At 61.4% G+C, this 16740-nt stretch carries 16 protein-coding genes; 7 read left to right on the top strand and 9 right to left on the bottom strand.

The features are described from left to right. Positions 1-138: 138 nt before the first annotated feature. The 3 genes from E2K80_RS04085 (at position 139) to E2K80_RS04075 (ending at position 3870) form a co-directional block, all read left to right on the top strand. Positions 139-1728: an ABC transporter substrate-binding protein gene (locus E2K80_RS04085; protein WP_135373029.1), complete on the top strand. Its 1590-nt coding sequence runs from the start codon at positions 139-141 to the stop codon at positions 1726-1728. A 230-nt stretch (positions 1729-1958) separates the two neighbouring features. After that, on the top strand, positions 1959-3518 hold the full coding sequence (locus tag E2K80_RS04080) for an ABC transporter substrate-binding protein (protein ID WP_135373027.1): 1560 nt from the start codon (positions 1959-1961) through the stop codon (positions 3516-3518). Between the two features lie 211 nt (positions 3519-3729). Next, positions 3730-3870 (top strand): hypothetical protein, encoded by a 141-nt coding sequence (locus E2K80_RS04075; RefSeq protein WP_210405424.1) that lies wholly within the window; start codon positions 3730-3732, stop codon positions 3868-3870. Positions 3871-3891: 21 nt separating this feature from the next. Here E2K80_RS04075 and E2K80_RS04070 read toward each other — a convergent pair whose 3' ends face one another. Beyond that, positions 3892-4260 carry a nuclear transport factor 2 family protein gene (locus E2K80_RS04070; protein WP_168193093.1) on the bottom strand — a complete coding sequence of 123 codons (369 nt, stop codon included), beginning with the start codon at positions 4258-4260 and terminating at the stop codon, positions 3892-3894. 10 nt (positions 4261-4270) lie between these two features. Here E2K80_RS04070 and E2K80_RS04065 point away from each other — a divergent pair, with 10 nt between their 5' ends. The 4 genes from E2K80_RS04065 (at position 4271) to E2K80_RS04050 (ending at position 8401) form a co-directional block, all read left to right on the top strand. After that, on the top strand, positions 4271-4660 hold the full coding sequence (locus tag E2K80_RS04065) for a response regulator transcription factor (RefSeq protein WP_135373023.1): 390 nt from the start codon (positions 4271-4273) through the stop codon (positions 4658-4660). A 104-nt stretch (positions 4661-4764) separates the two neighbouring features. Continuing rightward, on the top strand, positions 4765-5742 hold the full coding sequence (locus E2K80_RS04060; protein WP_135373021.1) for an ABC transporter permease: 978 nt from the start codon (positions 4765-4767) through the stop codon (positions 5740-5742). Continuing rightward, positions 5739-6698 (top strand): ABC transporter permease, encoded by a 960-nt coding sequence (locus E2K80_RS04055; protein ID WP_135373019.1) that lies wholly within the window; start codon positions 5739-5741, stop codon positions 6696-6698. The genes E2K80_RS04060 and E2K80_RS04055 overlap by 4 nt, the downstream gene beginning before the upstream one ends. Continuing rightward, complete coding sequence (locus E2K80_RS04050; protein WP_135373017.1) at positions 6698-8401, top strand: ABC transporter ATP-binding protein; 1704 nt, start codon at positions 6698-6700, stop codon at positions 8399-8401. Before E2K80_RS04055 ends, E2K80_RS04050 begins: the two co-directional genes overlap by 1 nt. A gap of 342 nt (positions 8402-8743) precedes the next feature. On the opposite strand, the gene E2K80_RS04045 is transcribed toward E2K80_RS04050, so the two are convergent. The 8 genes from E2K80_RS04045 to E2K80_RS04010 all read right to left on the bottom strand — a co-directional run bounded on the left by E2K80_RS04045 (position 8744) and on the right by E2K80_RS04010 (position 16735). Next, the gene (locus tag E2K80_RS04045; RefSeq protein WP_168193092.1) at positions 8744-9772 is read right to left on the bottom strand and encodes a S8 family serine peptidase; all 1029 of its coding nucleotides are present in this window, start codon (positions 9770-9772) and stop codon (positions 8744-8746) included. 235 nt (positions 9773-10007) lie between these two features. Continuing rightward, positions 10008-10616, bottom strand: a complete 609-nt coding sequence (locus E2K80_RS04040) for a hypothetical protein (protein ID WP_135373013.1) — start codon at positions 10614-10616, stop codon at positions 10008-10010. Next, positions 10613-11173: an RNA polymerase sigma factor gene (locus tag E2K80_RS04035; protein WP_135373011.1), complete on the bottom strand. Its 561-nt coding sequence runs from the start codon at positions 11171-11173 to the stop codon at positions 10613-10615. The genes E2K80_RS04040 and E2K80_RS04035 overlap by 4 nt, the downstream gene beginning before the upstream one ends. 218 nt (positions 11174-11391) lie before the next feature. Continuing rightward, entirely contained in the window at positions 11392-11700 is a 309-nt protein-coding gene (locus E2K80_RS04030; protein ID WP_135373009.1) for a Dabb family protein, read from the bottom strand. 1 nt (position 11701) lies between these two features. Continuing rightward, on the bottom strand, positions 11702-12961 hold the full coding sequence (locus tag E2K80_RS04025; protein WP_135373007.1) for a glycerate kinase type-2 family protein: 1260 nt from the start codon (positions 12959-12961) through the stop codon (positions 11702-11704). Further along, positions 12958-13971, bottom strand: a complete 1014-nt coding sequence (locus tag E2K80_RS04020; RefSeq protein WP_135373005.1) for a LacI family DNA-binding transcriptional regulator — start codon at positions 13969-13971, stop codon at positions 12958-12960. The genes E2K80_RS04025 and E2K80_RS04020 overlap by 4 nt, the downstream gene beginning before the upstream one ends. Positions 13972-13977: 6 nt before the next feature. Further along, positions 13978-15144, bottom strand: a complete 1167-nt coding sequence (locus E2K80_RS04015; RefSeq protein WP_135373003.1) for a dihydrodipicolinate synthase family protein — start codon at positions 15142-15144, stop codon at positions 13978-13980. Between the two features lie 4 nt (positions 15145-15148). Next, positions 15149-16735 carry a GMC family oxidoreductase gene (locus tag E2K80_RS04010; protein ID WP_135376468.1) on the bottom strand — a complete coding sequence of 529 codons (1587 nt, stop codon included), beginning with the start codon at positions 16733-16735 and terminating at the stop codon, positions 15149-15151. Positions 16736-16740: the final 5 nt, after the last annotated feature.

The following is a 16740-nucleotide window of genomic DNA, read 5'->3' as shown; positions in this document are numbered from 1 at the left end:
AACATCGGCCCATAGCGCCCAATGATCGTTCAAACTTGAAACAGATCGTTGCAAAATCCACGATCTGGCGGCCACAGCACCTTGCCAAGCGCGATTTCCCACTCATAATTGCGCTTATAAACTTCAGGGAGCTAAAAAATGACACGTCGCATTCCCGCGATAACTGCCGCTTTGCTGGCAACTGCCGCCATCACAATCTCTTCGGCTGAGGCCGAAACGCTGCGATGGGCCCGCGCAGCCGAAGCACTGACACTGGACCCCCACGCCCAGAATGAAGGGCCGACCAGCGTCTTGATGCAACAGATCTACGAGCCGCTGATCGTGCGGAACATGGAAGGCGTCATGGAACCCGGGCTGGCCTTGGACTGGGCGCCGTCCGCCGATGACCCGAATGTCTGGGTCTTCAATCTGCGCGAGGGCGTGACCTTCCATGGCGGCGAAACCTTCAATGCCGAAGATGTGGTTTTCTCGTTCAACCGTGCGATGTCGGAAACCTCGAATTTCAAAGAGCTTCTTTCAAGTGTGGCCGAAGTCCGCGCCGCCGGGCCCTACACCCTTGAAATCGTCACCAACGGGCCAAACCCGTTGCTGCCCAACAACCTGACCGGCATTCTGGTCATGGATGAAGGCTGGGCCACCGAAAACGGCGCTGTCGAGGTGCAGGATTACGCCGCTGGCGAAGACACCTACAGCGCCCGCAACACCAATGGCACCGGGCCTTATGTGCTGACCAGCCGCGAGGCGGATGCCCAGACCGTGCTGACAGCGTTTGACGCTTATTGGGGCATCGGGGCATTCCCGCTGGCCGCGTCCGAGGTGATCTTCACCCCGATCCAGAACCCCGCAACCCGTGTGGCCGCCCTGCTGTCCGGCGAGGTGGATTTCATTCAGGACGTGCCGGTGCAGGATCTTGACCGTGTGGCAAATGCCGATGGGCTGGGCCTGGCGACCACCGCCCAGAACCGGGTGATCTTCTTCGGTCTGAATGTCGGAGCCGATGATCTGACCCATGACAATGTGGAAGGGGCCAATCCGCTGGCCGATCACCGGGTCCGTGAGGCGATGACCCTGACGCTGAACCGCGATGCGATCATGCAGGTCGTGATGCGGGGCCAGTCAGCACCGACCGGTGTCGCCACTCCGCCGCCGGTCAATGGCTGGACACCTGAACTGGATGCCTACCCGGCCGTGGATGTGGAAGCCGCGCAGGCGCTGATGGAGGAGGCCGGTTACGGCGATGGGTTCACCATCCAGCTTGACTGCCCGAATGACCGCTATGTCAATGACGAAGCGATCTGTCAGGCTGTGGTCGGCATGTTTGCCCAGATCGGCATCACCATTAACCTTTCGGCCCTGCCCCGCGCCCAGCACTTCCCGCTGCTGGCCAATGGCGAGACCGATTTCTACATGCTGGGCTGGGGTGTGCCGACCTATGACAGCGAATATATCTTCAACTTCCTGTTCCACACCCGTGACGGGGAACGCGGCAGCTGGAATGCCACCAATTTCTCGGATGCCGCGATGGATACGATGATCGAAAGCCTGTCCTCCGAGGTTGATCTTGAGGCGCGCAATGCGATGATCGCCGACCTGTGGGAAATGGCGCAGGCGGAGCTTATCTATCTGCCGCTGCACAATCAGGTTCTCAACTGGGGTGTCAGTGATCACTGGATCACCGTCGTGGACCCCAATGACACCGTGAGATTCAAGTATTTCGCAACCAACTGATCCCGACAGAAACAGGCTGCACCCTGCAAAGGTGCAGCCCCTGAAAGGCGCCGCCGACAAGGTGGCGCCTTTTGCATGAAGAGATATTGGTTTGGGCGGCGGGCTTTTCACCCTTCGCCATACCTCTCACCTCACAGGCTTGTGATCAGGGTGGCTTTGCACTCCCCCCCTATCTGCGTCAGGCTTTCGCAACCCCGGACGCGGGGGGCACTTACAAGGGGACGGATTTTATGAAACGCGCACTTACTTTGACCGCCTTGGCGCTTTGCCTCGGCAGCACGGCCACCGCCGAAACGTTCCGTTGGGCCACCACCACGGACCCGCAGACGATGGACCCCCATGCAGTCAGTTCCGCGCCGGTTCTAGGCTTTCTGAACAATGTCTATGAAGGTCTGGTGCGGCGCGGCCGCGATATGGCGATCGAGCCGGCCCTGGCCACCTCGTGGGAACCGATCGGTGATGGCGCAGGCTGGCGATTTCATCTGCGCGAGGGCGTGAGTTTCCATGATGGCAGCGCATTTGATGCCGAAGACGTGCTGTTCTCGTATCAGAGGGCCGCGTCGGAAGCCTCGGATGTGGCCAGCTGGTTCGCGCCGGTTTCAGAGGTGGTCGTGGTCGATGATTTCACCGTGGATATCATGACCACCACGCCCCAGCCGATCTTTCCCGACAGCATCGCCAACTGGATGATGATGGACAGTGGCTGGGCCGAAGCCAATGGCGCGGAACTGCCCGCCCGGGATGAGGAAAACCATGCCACGCTCAACGCGAACGGCACCGCCGCCTTCATGCTGGAGGACCGCCAGCCGGGGCTGACCACGGTTCTGGTGCCTTTTGACGGCTGGTGGGGCGAGGTGGAACATAACATCACCCGTGCCGAACTGACCCCGATCCAGAATTCCGCCACTGCCGTGGCGGCGCTTTTGTCGGGGGATGTGGATATGATCGACCCGGTGCCTATTCAGGATGCCCTGCGCCTGTCGGACACGGACGGTGTGAAAGTGGTTCAGGGCATCGAGGCGCGGGTGATCATGCTGGGCTTCGCCCATGATCATGACGTGCTTTACGGCGGTCTCAATGCGGGCGATCCGAACCCGTTCTCGGATCCGCGTGTGCGTCAGGCGGTGGGTCATGCGGTCAATGTGGATGCGATCCTGCAAACCATCATGCGCGGCAATGCGGAACCGGCCAGCCAGCTGGTCAGCCCGGCGATGCGCGGCTATTCCCAGGCCAATGCGGCCCGGCCTGCGGTTGATCTGGATGCCGCCCGCGCGCTTCTGGCCGAGGCCGGATATCCCGACGGGTTTTCCTTCGGCCTGTCCTGCCCCAATGACCGCTATCTGAATGACGAGGCCGTGTGCCAGGCGGTGGTTGCGATGCTGGCCCAGATCGGGCTGGAGGCGCAGCTGGACTCCATGCCGGTGTCGAATTACTGGCCGGAATTGCGGGCCGATCATTTCGACATGTATCTGCTGGGCTGGTCACCGGGCACGTTTGATGCGGAACATCCGATCCGCTTTCTGGTTCATACCAATGGGGAGCGTCTGGGCACCTGGAATTTTGGCGGCTATTCCAACCCGCGTATCGACGAGATGCTGCCCCTGATCCAGTCGGAAATCGACGACGGCGCCCGCCAGGCGATGCTGGATGAAGCCGCCGCGATCATTCAGGATGATATGGTCTATGTGCCGATGTATGTGCAGCCCCTGATCTGGGGCACGGGCGACGATATCGACCTGACGCAGCGCCCGGACAATTTCTTCATTCTGCGCTGGGTCACTGTGAACTGAACGGCGGCACATCCGGGTATCTTGGATGGGCGTATTTGGAACAAGAAGAAAGCAGGGCGCGTCACATGATGCGCCCTGTCTGGTTGAGGGGGCCGCACCATGGGCGTGATGATAAACGGAGTCTATCATGCCGAGGATCCGGGGCCGGACACGGCCCTGAACGGGGCCTATGAGCGGCAGAAGGCCACCATCCGAAGCTGGATCACCGCCGATGGATCATCGGGATTTGGCCCGGACGGTGAAGCCCGAGATATACAAACAGGGCTATTTCTCTCCGTCCGAGCTGCGCAAACCCCTGGGCATTGTGCCCGCCGGGCCGATGATCGACTGGACCCTGCCCCATAGGCGATAAGGCGGTTTGCCGGGTTACGGGTTATGCAGGGCCGCCATCCAATGTGGTCACAAGCTCTGCAATCTTGCCGCCCCGCAGGGTGAACCGATTGGTGCCACTGCCGCGACCGCCGGGGATCGAAGGGGAATGGCAGGCCCATTGCACCTGCACCACATCGCCTTCAAGCTTGGCGCCAAGCACTTCGATCCGGGTCTCGACCATCGGCATTTCCCATCCCAGCGCCATGGCCTTCATGATCGCCGCCCGGCCTTCATGGCGGCGGGTTTCGCCGGTGAACGGCTCCACATAGACCGCGTCGTCAGTGAAATGCCCCTCCAACGCCTTGGCCCCGGGCTGGCCGGCCTGCATCGCCAAAAAGAAATTGCTCACTTCGATGGGAATCTGAGTCATAATCCGCTCCATGTTTGATCAATCATCTGCTCAGGATCTGCGCGAGGCGCTGAAAGCGCTGAGCGCGCCGGACAGTTCGGCCATGGCCTGGGACGCGATCCCGGCTTTGGGACGGCTGGCCGATGCCGGGCACCATGTGGAGATCGACCTGACCGCCACAAAACTGATCGGCGCGCCCGTGATCATCGCCCATCCCCAAAGCCCGGTCTTTGATGCACTGACACCCCGCCAACGCGACGTCGCACAGGGATTGGCGCAAGGTTTGTCCAACAAAGACATTGCCCGGACCCTTGGGATCAGCCCCGCCACAGTCAAAGATCATGTTCATGCCATCCTCAAACGTCTTGGCCTGTCCCGCCGGGGCGAAGTTGCCGCGTCTATCCGTCAACCCAAAGCCTAACAGAGCGGCACAAACCGGCATATCCGCCAAAGGATGGATCAATTCATCCGCATCAGGGCTGCAGAAACCTTGACCCGACCCGCTCCACAGCCCAAGACTTTCTGATGTTCACCTATATCATCCGCCGTATCCTCCAATCCGTTCTGGTCCTTTTGATCGTGGGGCTGGTTGCCTTTGCCATGTTCCGATTTGTGGGCGACCCGATTGACAATATGCTGGGCCAGGAACGCACGATGGAAGATGTGGAACGGCTGCGCACGCAGTTGGGCCTCGATCAGCCCTTTGTTGTACAATATTACCGGTTCCTTGAAGGCGCGGTGCAGGGCAATTTCGGCATTTCATACCGGCAGGGCCGACAGGTTTCGGAGATCATTGCCGAACGTGTGCCCGCCACTTTGGAACTGGCCTTCGTATCCGGCTTCTTTGCGCTGACACTTGGCATCGCTCTGGGGGTGTTCACGGCGATCCGGCGCGACGGCTTTGCCTCGAACGCGATCATGACACTCAGCCTGATCGGGGTTTCGCTGCCAACCTTTCTGATCGGGATATTGCTGATCTATCTCTTCTCGGTGGAACTTGGCTGGCTGCCCAGTTTCGGGCGCGGCGAGGTGGTCAGGTTGGGCGGCTGGTCCACCGGCTTTCTGACCCGATCAGGGCTGCTGGCCCTTATCCTCCCCTCAATCACGCTTGGACTTTATCAGATGACACTGATCATGCGGCTGGTCCGCTCGGAAATGCTGGAAGTGCTGCGGCAGGATTACATCCGCTTTGCCCGGGCGCGCGGGTTGAAACAACGCGCCATCAACTTTCGCCATGCGCTGAAAAACACGCTTGTTCCGGTGATCACCGTGACCGGGCTGCAACTGGGCTCGATCATCGCTTTCGCAATCATCACCGAGACGGTGTTTCAATGGCCCGGAGTGGGCCTTTTGTTCATCAACGCCATCCAGTTTGTCGATATCCCGGTCATGGCCGCCTATCTGATGCTGATCTCGGTGATGTTCGTGGGCATCAATCTGGCGGTTGACCTGCTTTATGTCGCGATTGACCCGCGTCTGCGAACCGAGGGGAAAAGCCAATGACCGATGCCCCGCTGACCTCGCCGACAGAAAAGCCCCGCGCGCAATCGCGCCTGTCCATCGCCTGGGACAGTGATGTGGGCTATTCCTTCCGCCATTCCCCGGTTGCGATCATCTCTCTGGCGGTGACGCTTTTGCTGGTGCTGAGCGCGGTTTTCGCGCCACTGATCGCCCCCCATGACCCGTTCAACCCCGCAACGCTGAACCTGATGAACGGGTTCACCCCGCCGGGGGAGGCCAATGCCTTTACCGGCGACACATTCTTTCTGGGCACCGATGATCAGGGAAGGGATGTGTTTTCGACCATCCTCTACGGGTTGCGGATTTCACTGTTTGTGGGTTTCGCGGCGGTGCTGTTTGCCATGATCCTGGGCATCTCGCTTGGTCTGCTGGCAGGCTATGTGGGCGGCTGGGCCGAAACGATCATCATGCGGATCGCCGATGTTCAACTGACCTTTCCGGCCATTCTGGTGGCGATGCTGATCTTTGGCGTCGCCAAGGGGATCACGCCGATTGAATACCGCGATCAGGTGGCGATCTGGGTGTTGATCATCGCCATTGGCCTGTCGGATTGGGTGCAGTTCGCGCGGGTGGTGCGCGGCGCCACACTGGTGGAAAAGTCCAAGGAATATGTGCAGGCGGCGCGTCTGATCGGGCGGTCGCCCATCGCGATCATGGTCCGCCATATCCTGCCCAATGTGCTGTCACCGGTTCTGGTCATCGCCACGATCAGCCTGGCGCTGGCGATCATCGCCGAGGCAACGCTCAGCTTTCTGGGGGTGGGCGCGCCGCCCACGCAACCCTCGCTTGGCACGCTGATCCGTATCGGTCAGGGTTTCCTGTTTTCGGGTGAATGGTGGATTCTGTTCTTCCCGGCCTGCACCCTTCTGGGTCTGGCACTGGCAGTCAATCTGCTGGGGGACTGGCTGCGCGATGCGCTGAACCCGAGGCTGCGCTGATGGCATTGCTGGAAATCGAAAACCTCACCGTGGAATTCCCCACAAGGCGGCAGACCTTTGTGGCGGTCAGCAAAGCTGACCTGACTGTTGAGCCGGGCCAGATTCACGGGCTGGTCGGCGAAAGCGGCGCCGGTAAATCCACCATCGGGGCCGCCGTCATGGGGCTTCTGGACCCGCCCGGGCATATCACCAGCGGCACGATCCGGTTCCGAGGCGAGGAGATGTCGGGCCTTGATGCGGCTGCGATGCAGGCCCTGCGCGGCAAGAAAATCTCGATGATCTTTCAGGACCCGCTGACCTCTCTCAACCCGTTATTCACCGTAAAGCAGCAACTGGTCGAAACCATTCAGCAACATCTGGGCTTTGACGATGCCGCCGCAGAGACCCGCGCGATTGAGCTGATCAACCGCGTGGGCATTCCTGATCCCGAAACCCGGGTCAACCAGTATCCGCACCAGTTTTCCGGCGGCATGCGGCAGCGGGTGGTGATCGCCCTGGCGCTTTGCTCGGAACCCGATGTGATCATTGCCGATGAACCGACAACCGCGCTTGACGTGTCGATCCAGGCGCAGATTCTGGACCTGATCAAGGAACTGGCGCGGGAACGACAGGTTGGCGTGATCCTGATCACCCATGATATGGGCGTGATTGCCGATACCACCGACAAGGTCACGGTGATGTATCAGGGCGAGGTGGTTGAAAACGGCGAAACCGCACAGGTTCTGGGCAAGCCCGAACATCCGTATACAAAATCCCTGATCGCGGCGGTGCCCCGGCCCACGGTCAAGCTGAACCGGTTCCCCCTGATCAGTTATGGCGGGCGGGTCACCGAGTTTCATATCGAGGATCTGGCGCGCAACTGGCCCTCGACCGATGCAAAACGCGGCATGCGCCTGCTTGAGGTTTCGGGACTGAGCAAACGCTTCCTGCAAAAACCCGCTTTGTTTCGCTCCCGCCGGCAGTTTTTCACAGCCGTGGACAATACCAGTTTCGAGATCAGACAGGGGGAGGTCTTTGGCCTGGTCGGCGAAAGCGGCTCGGGCAAGTCGACCATCGCGCGGATGATCGCGGGGCTGTATCCGGTGGATGGCGGCTCGGTCAGGTTTGAAGGGAAAAACGTGACCGCAGGCCGCCGGGGGGTGCCTGAATTCTACCGCAAGCAGATTCAGATGATTTTTCAGGACCCGTATTCCAGCCTGAACCCCCGTATGCGCGTTGACCAGATCGTGGCCGAACCCGCCCGCCATCACAGGCTGCTGGAGGGTGAGGCGCTGCAATCGCGGGTCGATGAATTGCTGGACCGGGTGGGGCTTGGGGCCGAGGCAGGGCTGAAATATCCGCATGAGTTTTCGGGCGGACAGCGGCAGCGCATTTCAATCGCCCGGGCCCTTGCAACCCAACCCCGCTTCCTGATCTGTGATGAGCCGACAAGCGCGCTGGATGTCTCCATTCAGGCGCAGATCCTCAACATCCTCAAGGATTTGCAGGAGCATCTGAACCTGACGATGCTGTTCATCTCTCATGACCTGCCGGTGGTGCGTCAGATGTGCGATCGCGTGGGCGTTCTGAAAGGCGGCCAACTGGTCGAGGTCGCAGAAACGGAAAAGCTGTTTGCAGCACCTGAACATGAATATACCCGTGATTTGCTATCACTCATGCCCAAGCTTGACGGGCTCTCGAACGAAGGACTTGCCGTCGCATAAATGACCGGCCTGCCGGTGGGGGGGAACGGCAGGCCGGTGCGGCGGGCCCTGATTTTTGGGGATGATCAGAGCCCGGCATCTGCCCCGGTCAGGCCGAGGAAGACAGAGGCGTCAGGGTCAAGGATGTGGTGGCATTGTCGAGCAAAGCAGCGGGACGAAGCATCGGGTTTCTCCTTGATGAGCATGGGCCCGTGGCAGCGGGCATTGTTATGCCTTTAGGTCGCGCCAGGGCCCATCAGGGTTCAAAGAATATGGCATCCGACATGCAATCGGCCTGCCTTCGATATTGCGAAGGCGGGCCGATGAATTCATGTCACTCAGAGAACGCGCAATGCCGCCGGTTCAGCAGCCCCCTGCCCGCACCAGACCCCAGCCAAACTCCGCATCCCGGCCCGGATTTCCCAGATCGACCGAGGCAGCGCGCAACCGCTCACGTACTGTGTCCACGGGCGCCCCGGGCGCCAGCCGCGCCGCCAGTGCGGTGATGATCGGTGCCGCATAAGACGTGCCCGAGGCATAGCTGGCCCCGCCGCGCCGGGTTGCGACGAAGATATCCACGCCGGGGGCCGCGAACTCGATATGATCTCCGAAATTCGCCCGCCGGTAGCGCCGATAGCCCGCATCAATGGCGGTGACCGCAATCACATCCGGGTGGGCCGCCGGATAGGCCGCCAGCGCCCGGCCATTATTGCCCGCCGCCGCGATCATCACCGCGCCCCGTTGGGCCGCCGCATCCAGGACCCGGTCCATGGCGCGGTTTTCCGGCCCGGCGAAAGACATGTTGATCAGCCGCACATTCTGGCTGATCAGACGGTCCAGCGCCGCGGCAATGCGTTCGATATCGCCAGCCTCCCGCCCCCGGTCCCGGGTGAAGGCGGAAACGGCATGAAGCCGGGCACCACCGGCCAGCCCCATCAAGGGCCCGCCGCCATCCTGACCGGCCATGATCACGGCAACAGCCGTACCATGCGCGGTATTCGGCGGGCGTTCCCCCCGGGTCAGCACACTTTCATTGGTGACCTGCACGGATCTGAGGGCCGGATGTGACGAATCCACCGGCCCGTCAATCAGCCCGACGGCGACCGAGCCGGACAACCGGCAGGCCCCGGGCACCGCAACACCCACCATCTCGGGCGCATAAAGCCGTGGGCCCGCCTGGGCAAAACGATAATAGGCATGGGTATCCACATAACTCAGCGGCGCCACTTGCGCCAACAGGCGTTCGGCCTGGGGCAGTGTAAGTGCGTTACGGAAATCGAAAATCAACCCCCGACGGTTCAGACTGGGATATTCCCGGCTCCGGCGCAGCACAGCCCCGGCACCGGTCAGGGCCTGAATGACGGTATTCGACTGCCCGGGCGGCCCGATCACAATATATTCCAGCCGGTTTCCGGCAATGTAGACTGCATCGCTCCGTCGCGATCTTCGGGCTTCGTCCAGCGCCCCGTCACCGCGGTCACTGCGGTCACCGGTGTTATCAGAAACCGAACCCTGCTGGCGTGGCCCGGGCTGCCCCGTCGCCTGTGCAAGTGCAAGATCAGTTTGCAGAAATCCAAAACACAGAAATAGACATAATGTAAAAATACGCATGTTCGTCGGCCTCATCTCAGGGGGCCGCGATCTCCAGCGTCTCAATTACGCCATCCTGCCCCGCTGTTTCCAGAACCTCCTGGGCGGTGGCATTTGCCACATCATCCAGAACGCTCAACTCATACAGGCCAAGTGCAGACGGACCGGCGACAATCTCAACCCCTGCATCCAGCAACAAGGCCCTTATCCGGGCCTCTGTCGCATCGGCTGCAAAACCAACCACAAAATCCGCCTCAGCGGCGCCTTCCCCACTTGCCAGCTCATAACCGGACTGATCCGATCCGGAGTATACTATCACAGTTTGCGCCAAAGCCACGGTCAAAACCACTGCCGCCGCAATTTGCCAGATTCGCATCTGGCGGATCGGCACAACATTGTCGGCAGGCTGTGGCGTGGCAGAACCCGCGCGGTCGGCCTCAACATCGCGCATCAGACGGGCAAGGCCCAATTCTCCGGGGGTTTGCAGAACTTCGGCCTGCATGGTTTCACGCAAGGCAAGCAGCGCCTCCAGTTCCGCCCTCAGATTCGCATCATCGGCCAAAGCCGCTTCAACCTCGGCACGTTCCGCCTCCTCAAGGGTGCCATTGGCATAGAACACCAGAAGCTCTTCGATATGCCGGGTCATGCGGGCACCCCCCGTTCCACAAGGCCAGAGAGACAATGCATCAACAGCTTTTTGGCATGGAACACACGGGTTTTGATCGTGCCCTCGGGAACGCCGGCCACCTCGGCAATTTCGCCATAGGTCATGTCCTCATAGAAGGCCATCGAGATCGCCGCCTTGTGATCATCCTTCAGCGTCTGCAGACAGTGGCGGACATGATCCGCCTCCTGCCCCGCGCTCAGGCAAGCCTCGGCATCGGGGCTGTCATCTGCCGCATCGGGAATATCGCCTGTCAGATCGGTGCGCCCCCGTTTGCGATGGGCGTCGATCACCTTGCGATAGGCAATGCCAAATATCCAGGTCTGCACTTTTGATCGTCCCTCAAACCGGCCAGCAGAACGCCAAACCTCCATAAACACGTCATGGAGTATGTCGCTGGCCTCGAACGGATCGTTCAATCTGGAGCGGATAAATCTGAAAACGGGCTTTTCCAGCGCGCGATACAACGCCGCCAGCGCCTGTTTATCCCCGTTGGCGGTGGCCGATAGCAACGCCGCCTGAGTCTGGTCATTGGTCATGATATCCACCGGATCGGTGAAGCGAATAAGGGTTCTGGAAATTGCATAATCTGAAAACCTGAAAAATATAGGTGTCAATCATGCCCTTCTAAAACATTTCAAGTTAAAGATGTATCGGTTTTCGCAACCTTTGTGACAGGGCAATATTTTGCCAAACCGACACACGGCACCGGGCAGGATCCTTGCGCCGGGCCCCATATCCCGCCCCCTGTCAGGCATCAGACCTCCAGATCGGTCACCAGAATACCCTTGGCCCCGCCGGTTGCGGCGGCGACCAGCAGCCCCCCGGCCTTCTGGTGATCGGGATGGCCATCATAGGCCAGATGGGCGGCGCGATCCGCAAAGGTGATAATGAACCCGTAAGGGTAGGCCTGTGATTTCCCTTCAAAATCAAGATTGGGCCCATGGCTCAGGTCCAGCATGCCCGGGATTTTCTGCAGCATCCCCTCAATCAGCGCCATCGCCTCGGCGGTCCGGGCCAGGGCATCAGACGTGTCAGCAGCGACAAATACACAGTGTTTCAGCATGTTATAATGCTCCGTCAATCAAAATGGCGCGGAAATCATTGACATTGGTCAGGGTCGGGCCGGTGATCACCTGATCGCCAATCGCGGCGAAAAACCCGTGGCTGTCATGATCGGCAAGCGCGGCTGCCGGGTCGACACCGGCAGACAGCGCTTTGGTCAGGGTCTGCGGGCCAATCACGGCGCCCGCAATCTCGGCCGCGCCATCAACACCATCGGTGTCGCAGGCCAGCGCATGAATGCCCGGTGCGCCGTTCAGGGCCAGGGCAAGGGCCAGGGCATATTCGGCGTTTGGCCCGCCACTGCCGCTGCCGCGACGGGTCACGGTCAACTCCCCCCCTGAGAGGATCAGATGCGGGGCCGTATCGGCGCGCATCCGGTCCTGCCGGTCGCGGGCCAGCCCCGCATGCCCGGCGGCAATCTCTCTGGCCTCCCCCTCCAGCGCATCGCCCAATATCTCAACCGTGAAACCCGCCGCCTGCGCCTGTTCCGCTGCGGCCGCAAGGGATTGGGACGGGGCGGCATAAATATGGTTTTCAACATGCGCCAGATGCGGGGCGCCCGGGGGCAGAACCCCGGTTTTCCCTGCCAGCACGGCCTGAACAATATCCGGCATGGGGATATTCCAGCGTGTCAGGATGGCCAGCGCCTCCCCGGGCGTACTGGCATCGGCGACGGTGGGGCCCGAACCGATGAAAGCCGGGTCATCCCCCGGCACATCGGAAATCAGCAGGCTGTACATCCGGGCCGGAAACGCCGCACCCGCCAGTTGCCCGCCCTTCACCCGGCTCAGATGTTTGCGGACCGTGTTCATCTGATCAATCGGCGCCCCCGATGCCAGCAGTGCCGCATTCACCGCCTGTTTCTCTGCCAGCGTGATCGCGCCTGCCGGTTGCACCAGCAGTGCCGAGGCCCCGCCGGAAATCAGCGCCAGCACAAAATCATCCGCCCCCAATCCGCCAAGCAGGTCCAGCATCCGCGCGGTGGCCGCCTGCCCCGCCGCATCGGGCACCGGGTGGGCGGCCTCGACAATCTCGACCCCCTTGCAGGGCCGGCCATATCCGTAGCGGGTGATCACCAGACCCTCGCAGGGGCCCCAGACCTGCTCCACCGCCTCCGCCATCCGGGCCGAGGCTTTGCCCGCGCCGATCACCACCACCCGGCCCGGTGGTTTCGGCGGCAGATGGCCGGGCAGGCTGCGCATCGGGTCAGCCACCTCAACCGCGCGATCAAACAGGGCCCGCAGGCGGGTTTCAGGGGTCATATCGGGGCCTTTTTGCTTGAAGCGCGGGGGACAAGTTGCACGGCCGCGCGATATTCAGCCTCAGGGCGCTTATTGTTTTCCAGCCAATCCAGCATCAGTTTCGCCGCATAGGCTCCAAAACTTTCAATATCACAACTTACCGAGGAAAGCTGTGGATAAACCTGTGCACATTCCTCGATATCGTCAAACCCGATCAGCTGAAAATCTGTGCCAACCCGCCGCCCGATCTCTGCAAAGCCGGAATGCAGGCCCAAAGCCACCAGATCATTGAAACAGATCGCCGCATCAATCCCGGGATGATCCCGGGCCAGGTGCAGCGCTGTCTGACGTCCGAAACTGCGCGAGGCCCGACCGTGGAACACAACCGGGTCACGCCCGGCGGCCTGCATTTCATGCAGATAGCCTGACAACCGTTCCCGGGTGATCGCCCGATCCGCGACCCCACCCACAAAGGCGATATTCCTCGCACCGGAGGCCAGCAAAGCCCGGGTCGCCTCGGCCCCGCCGGCTGCATAGTCAAACGAGGCAAAGGGGAACAGATCGGTACGCATATCCACCCGGCGCAGCATTTGCAGACAGGGCAGCCCGGCCTGCGCGATCCGGTCGAACAGGGCATCGGTCGCCCCATAGGCCGGGGAGATGATCAGCCCCGACACCCCGTGTTCGATCATCGAGCCTGCAACCTGCGCCTGCAATTCCGCATCCTCATTACTGTTGGAGATGATCGTGGCATAACCGCGGGCCGACAGGCTCATCTGCACCGAGGTGGCAAATTCGGTGAAAAACGGGTTTCTGAGATCGTTGATCACCATGCCGATCAGGCCAACGCCGCCCGCGCGCAACTGTGCCGCCGCCCGGTTATAGACATAGCCAAGCGCGGCCATGGAATTGCGCACCAGATCAGCGGTTTCCGCCTTGACCAGCGGGCTGCGCTGCAACACCAGCGACACGGTCGATTTCGACACGCCTGCATGGTCCGCCACATCCAGAATGGTCGGTCTTTTTCTCACCCGGGCTCAACCCCCATCAATCCCATGCAGCCCCAATAACATACGCATGCGCGACAGGGCCAGATCGGGGCGCGCCAGCAGCCGGGCCTGATCGGCCAGCCGGAAAACCTGCGCGTAATGGGTGATGTCGCGGGAAGACTGGAAACCCGCAGGCATGATGAAATGATCCTGCGCGCCATTCAGCCAGGCCAGATAAGCGATGCCCGCCTTGTAGAATTGCGTCGATGGCCGGAAAATTTCGCGGCTAAGCGGCACGGTCGGCGCCAGAAGCGCGTGATAGGTGGCATGGTCCCCTGTCGCCAGCGCCTCCAGCGCCTGAGAGGCTGCGGGTGCGATGGCGGCGAAGATGCCAAGAAGCGCATGGGAATGATGGGTGTCATCCCCCTCAATCAGGGGCGCATAGTTGAAATCATCCCCGGTATAAAGACGGATACCCGCCGGGAGACGTTTGCGGAATGCTTCCTCATGGGCCTGATCCAGAAGGGAGATCTTGATCCCGTCCACTTTCGCCATGTTCGAGCCGATGATCCCCAGCACGGTTTGCGAAGCCTTCGATATATCTGCACTGCCCCAATATCCGGTCAGGGCCGGGTCAAACATATCACCCAGCCAATGCAGGATCACCGGGTCTTTCGCCTGGGCCAGCAGATGGTCATAGACCCGGATATACATGGCCGCATCCGCCCCGATCGCAGGCAGCGCGCGGGTGGCCATCAGAATGATCTGCCCGCCCGCCGCCTCAACCGCCGCCATCTGGGTCTCATAGGCGGCAATGATATCCTCGGCGCTGCGCAATTCTTCCAACGCCTTATGATCCGTGCCCGCGCCACAGGCCACGCGGGGCGCCAGCGGGTGGGCTTTTGCCTCGCCCATCGTGCGTTCAATCAGCTCTTTCGCAGTCTCCCAATCCACCCCCATGCCCCGCTGTGCGGTATCCATGGCTTCGGCCAGATCAAGCCCCTGATCCCACAGGAAATGGCGGAATTTCAGCGTGTTCTCCCAATCCACGGCCGGGCGACCCTGCCATGGGTCACGATCTGCCAGCGGGTCGCTGACCACATGGGCGGCGGCAAACCCGGTGCGGGTGAACGGCACCGATGGCGCGCGCGGGGTCAACGGGTCCCCTTGCAGGTCATAGGGGGCCAGTGTTCCGGCAGAGGTGGGCAGCAGCATCGGTTCAGACCCCGTAATCGGCGCGGATCATATCGGCGGCCTTTTCCGCGATCATGATCACCGGCGCATTGGTGTTGGAGGAGACCAGCCGGGGCATGATCGAGGCATCCACCACGCGCAACCCGTTGATCCCGTTGAAACGCAGGCGCGGATCGACCACCGCAGTGGCATCCGCCCCCATGCGGCATGTGCCCGCCGGGTGGTGATCGGTCTTGGCATTGGCGCAGGCGAAGGCAAAGACATCCGCATCGCTTTGCACATCCGGCCCGGGCAGCACCTCGCGTTTCACGAACCCCGCCAGCGCAGGCTGGCGCAAGATTTCCTGCGCCAGTTTCAGCCCCCGGATCGACATTTCCCGGTCATTGGGATCGGCCCAGTAATTCGGGTCGATCAGCGGCGGTTCTGCCGGATCGGCACTGGCCAGCCGCACACTGCCCCGCGACCGGGGGCGCAGATAGGCGGAATTCAGGGTCACGCCTGCATTCTGCATCTTCGCCACCCCCGCCTCGATCCCTGAGCCAAGCCCCAGATGAAACTGGATATCGGGGCTGCGCGCGCCCTCTTCGGCATACCAGAAGCCGCCGGTTTCAAACAGGCTGGAGGCCACCGGCCCGGTTCTGGTCAGCAGATAGCGCAGACCCGCGACAGCCGACCAGAAGGGCCGGGCGTATTTGTCATAGGTATGATCACCGGTGCATTCCGAGATGGTGAAAAGGTCCAGATGATCCTGAAGATTGGCGCCGATCTCCGGCTGGTCGAAGACCGGCGGCACCCCCAGCTCTTTCAGATGATCCGCCGGGCCAAGCCCCGACAGCATCAACAGCCGGGGGGAGCCGATGGCCCCTGAGGCCATGATCACCTCGGTTCCGGCCATAAGGCGGGTGCCATCCATCAATGCGACCCCTGTGGCGCGGTGGTTTTTGATGATCAGATGCCGCACCTGCGCGCCGGTTTTAAGGGTCAGATTCGGCCTTTTTCTGGCGGGTCCCAGATAGGCGACAGAGGTTGAAGACCGCCGCGCATGTCTCTGTGTCAGCTGATAAAACCCAACCCCGTCCTGGCGTTCCCCGGCCATATCCGGGTTCTGCGGGATACCCAATTGCCCCGCCGCCTCGAAATAGGCCTGACAGATCGGCAGCGGCGCGCGTGGCTGCGACACGCCAAGCGGGCCGCCCTGCCCGTGATAGGCATTGCTGAACGTGTCATTATCCTCGGCCTTGCGGAAATAGGGCAGCACATCCTCATAGCTCCACCCGTCACAGCCCACCTGCCGCCACTCGTCGTAATCCAGCGCATTGCCCCGGGTGTAGATCTGCGCATTCACAGTCGAGCCGCCACCGATCACACGTGCCTGGGTGTAATTGAACACCCGGTTGCCCATGTGCCGCTGCGGCACCGTCTGCCAGCCCCAGGAACCGATGCCCCGGGTCATTTTCGCAAATCCCGCAGGCAGGCGGTAAAACGGGTGCCGATCAGCGCCGCCTGCCTCCAGCAGACAGACCCGCAGATCTGCGGCCTCGGACAGGCGGGCGGCAAGAACACAGCCGGCGCTGCCCCCGCCGACGATGATGATGTCATAGGTTTCCGTCATCCGCG

Source organism: Rhodophyticola sp. CCM32 (assembly GCF_004751985.1).
Classification (GTDB): Bacteria; Pseudomonadota; Alphaproteobacteria; order Rhodobacterales; family Rhodobacteraceae; genus Rhodophyticola.
Note: the sequence above shows the minus strand (reverse complement) of the source record. Positions and strands in the feature narration are given on the sequence as shown.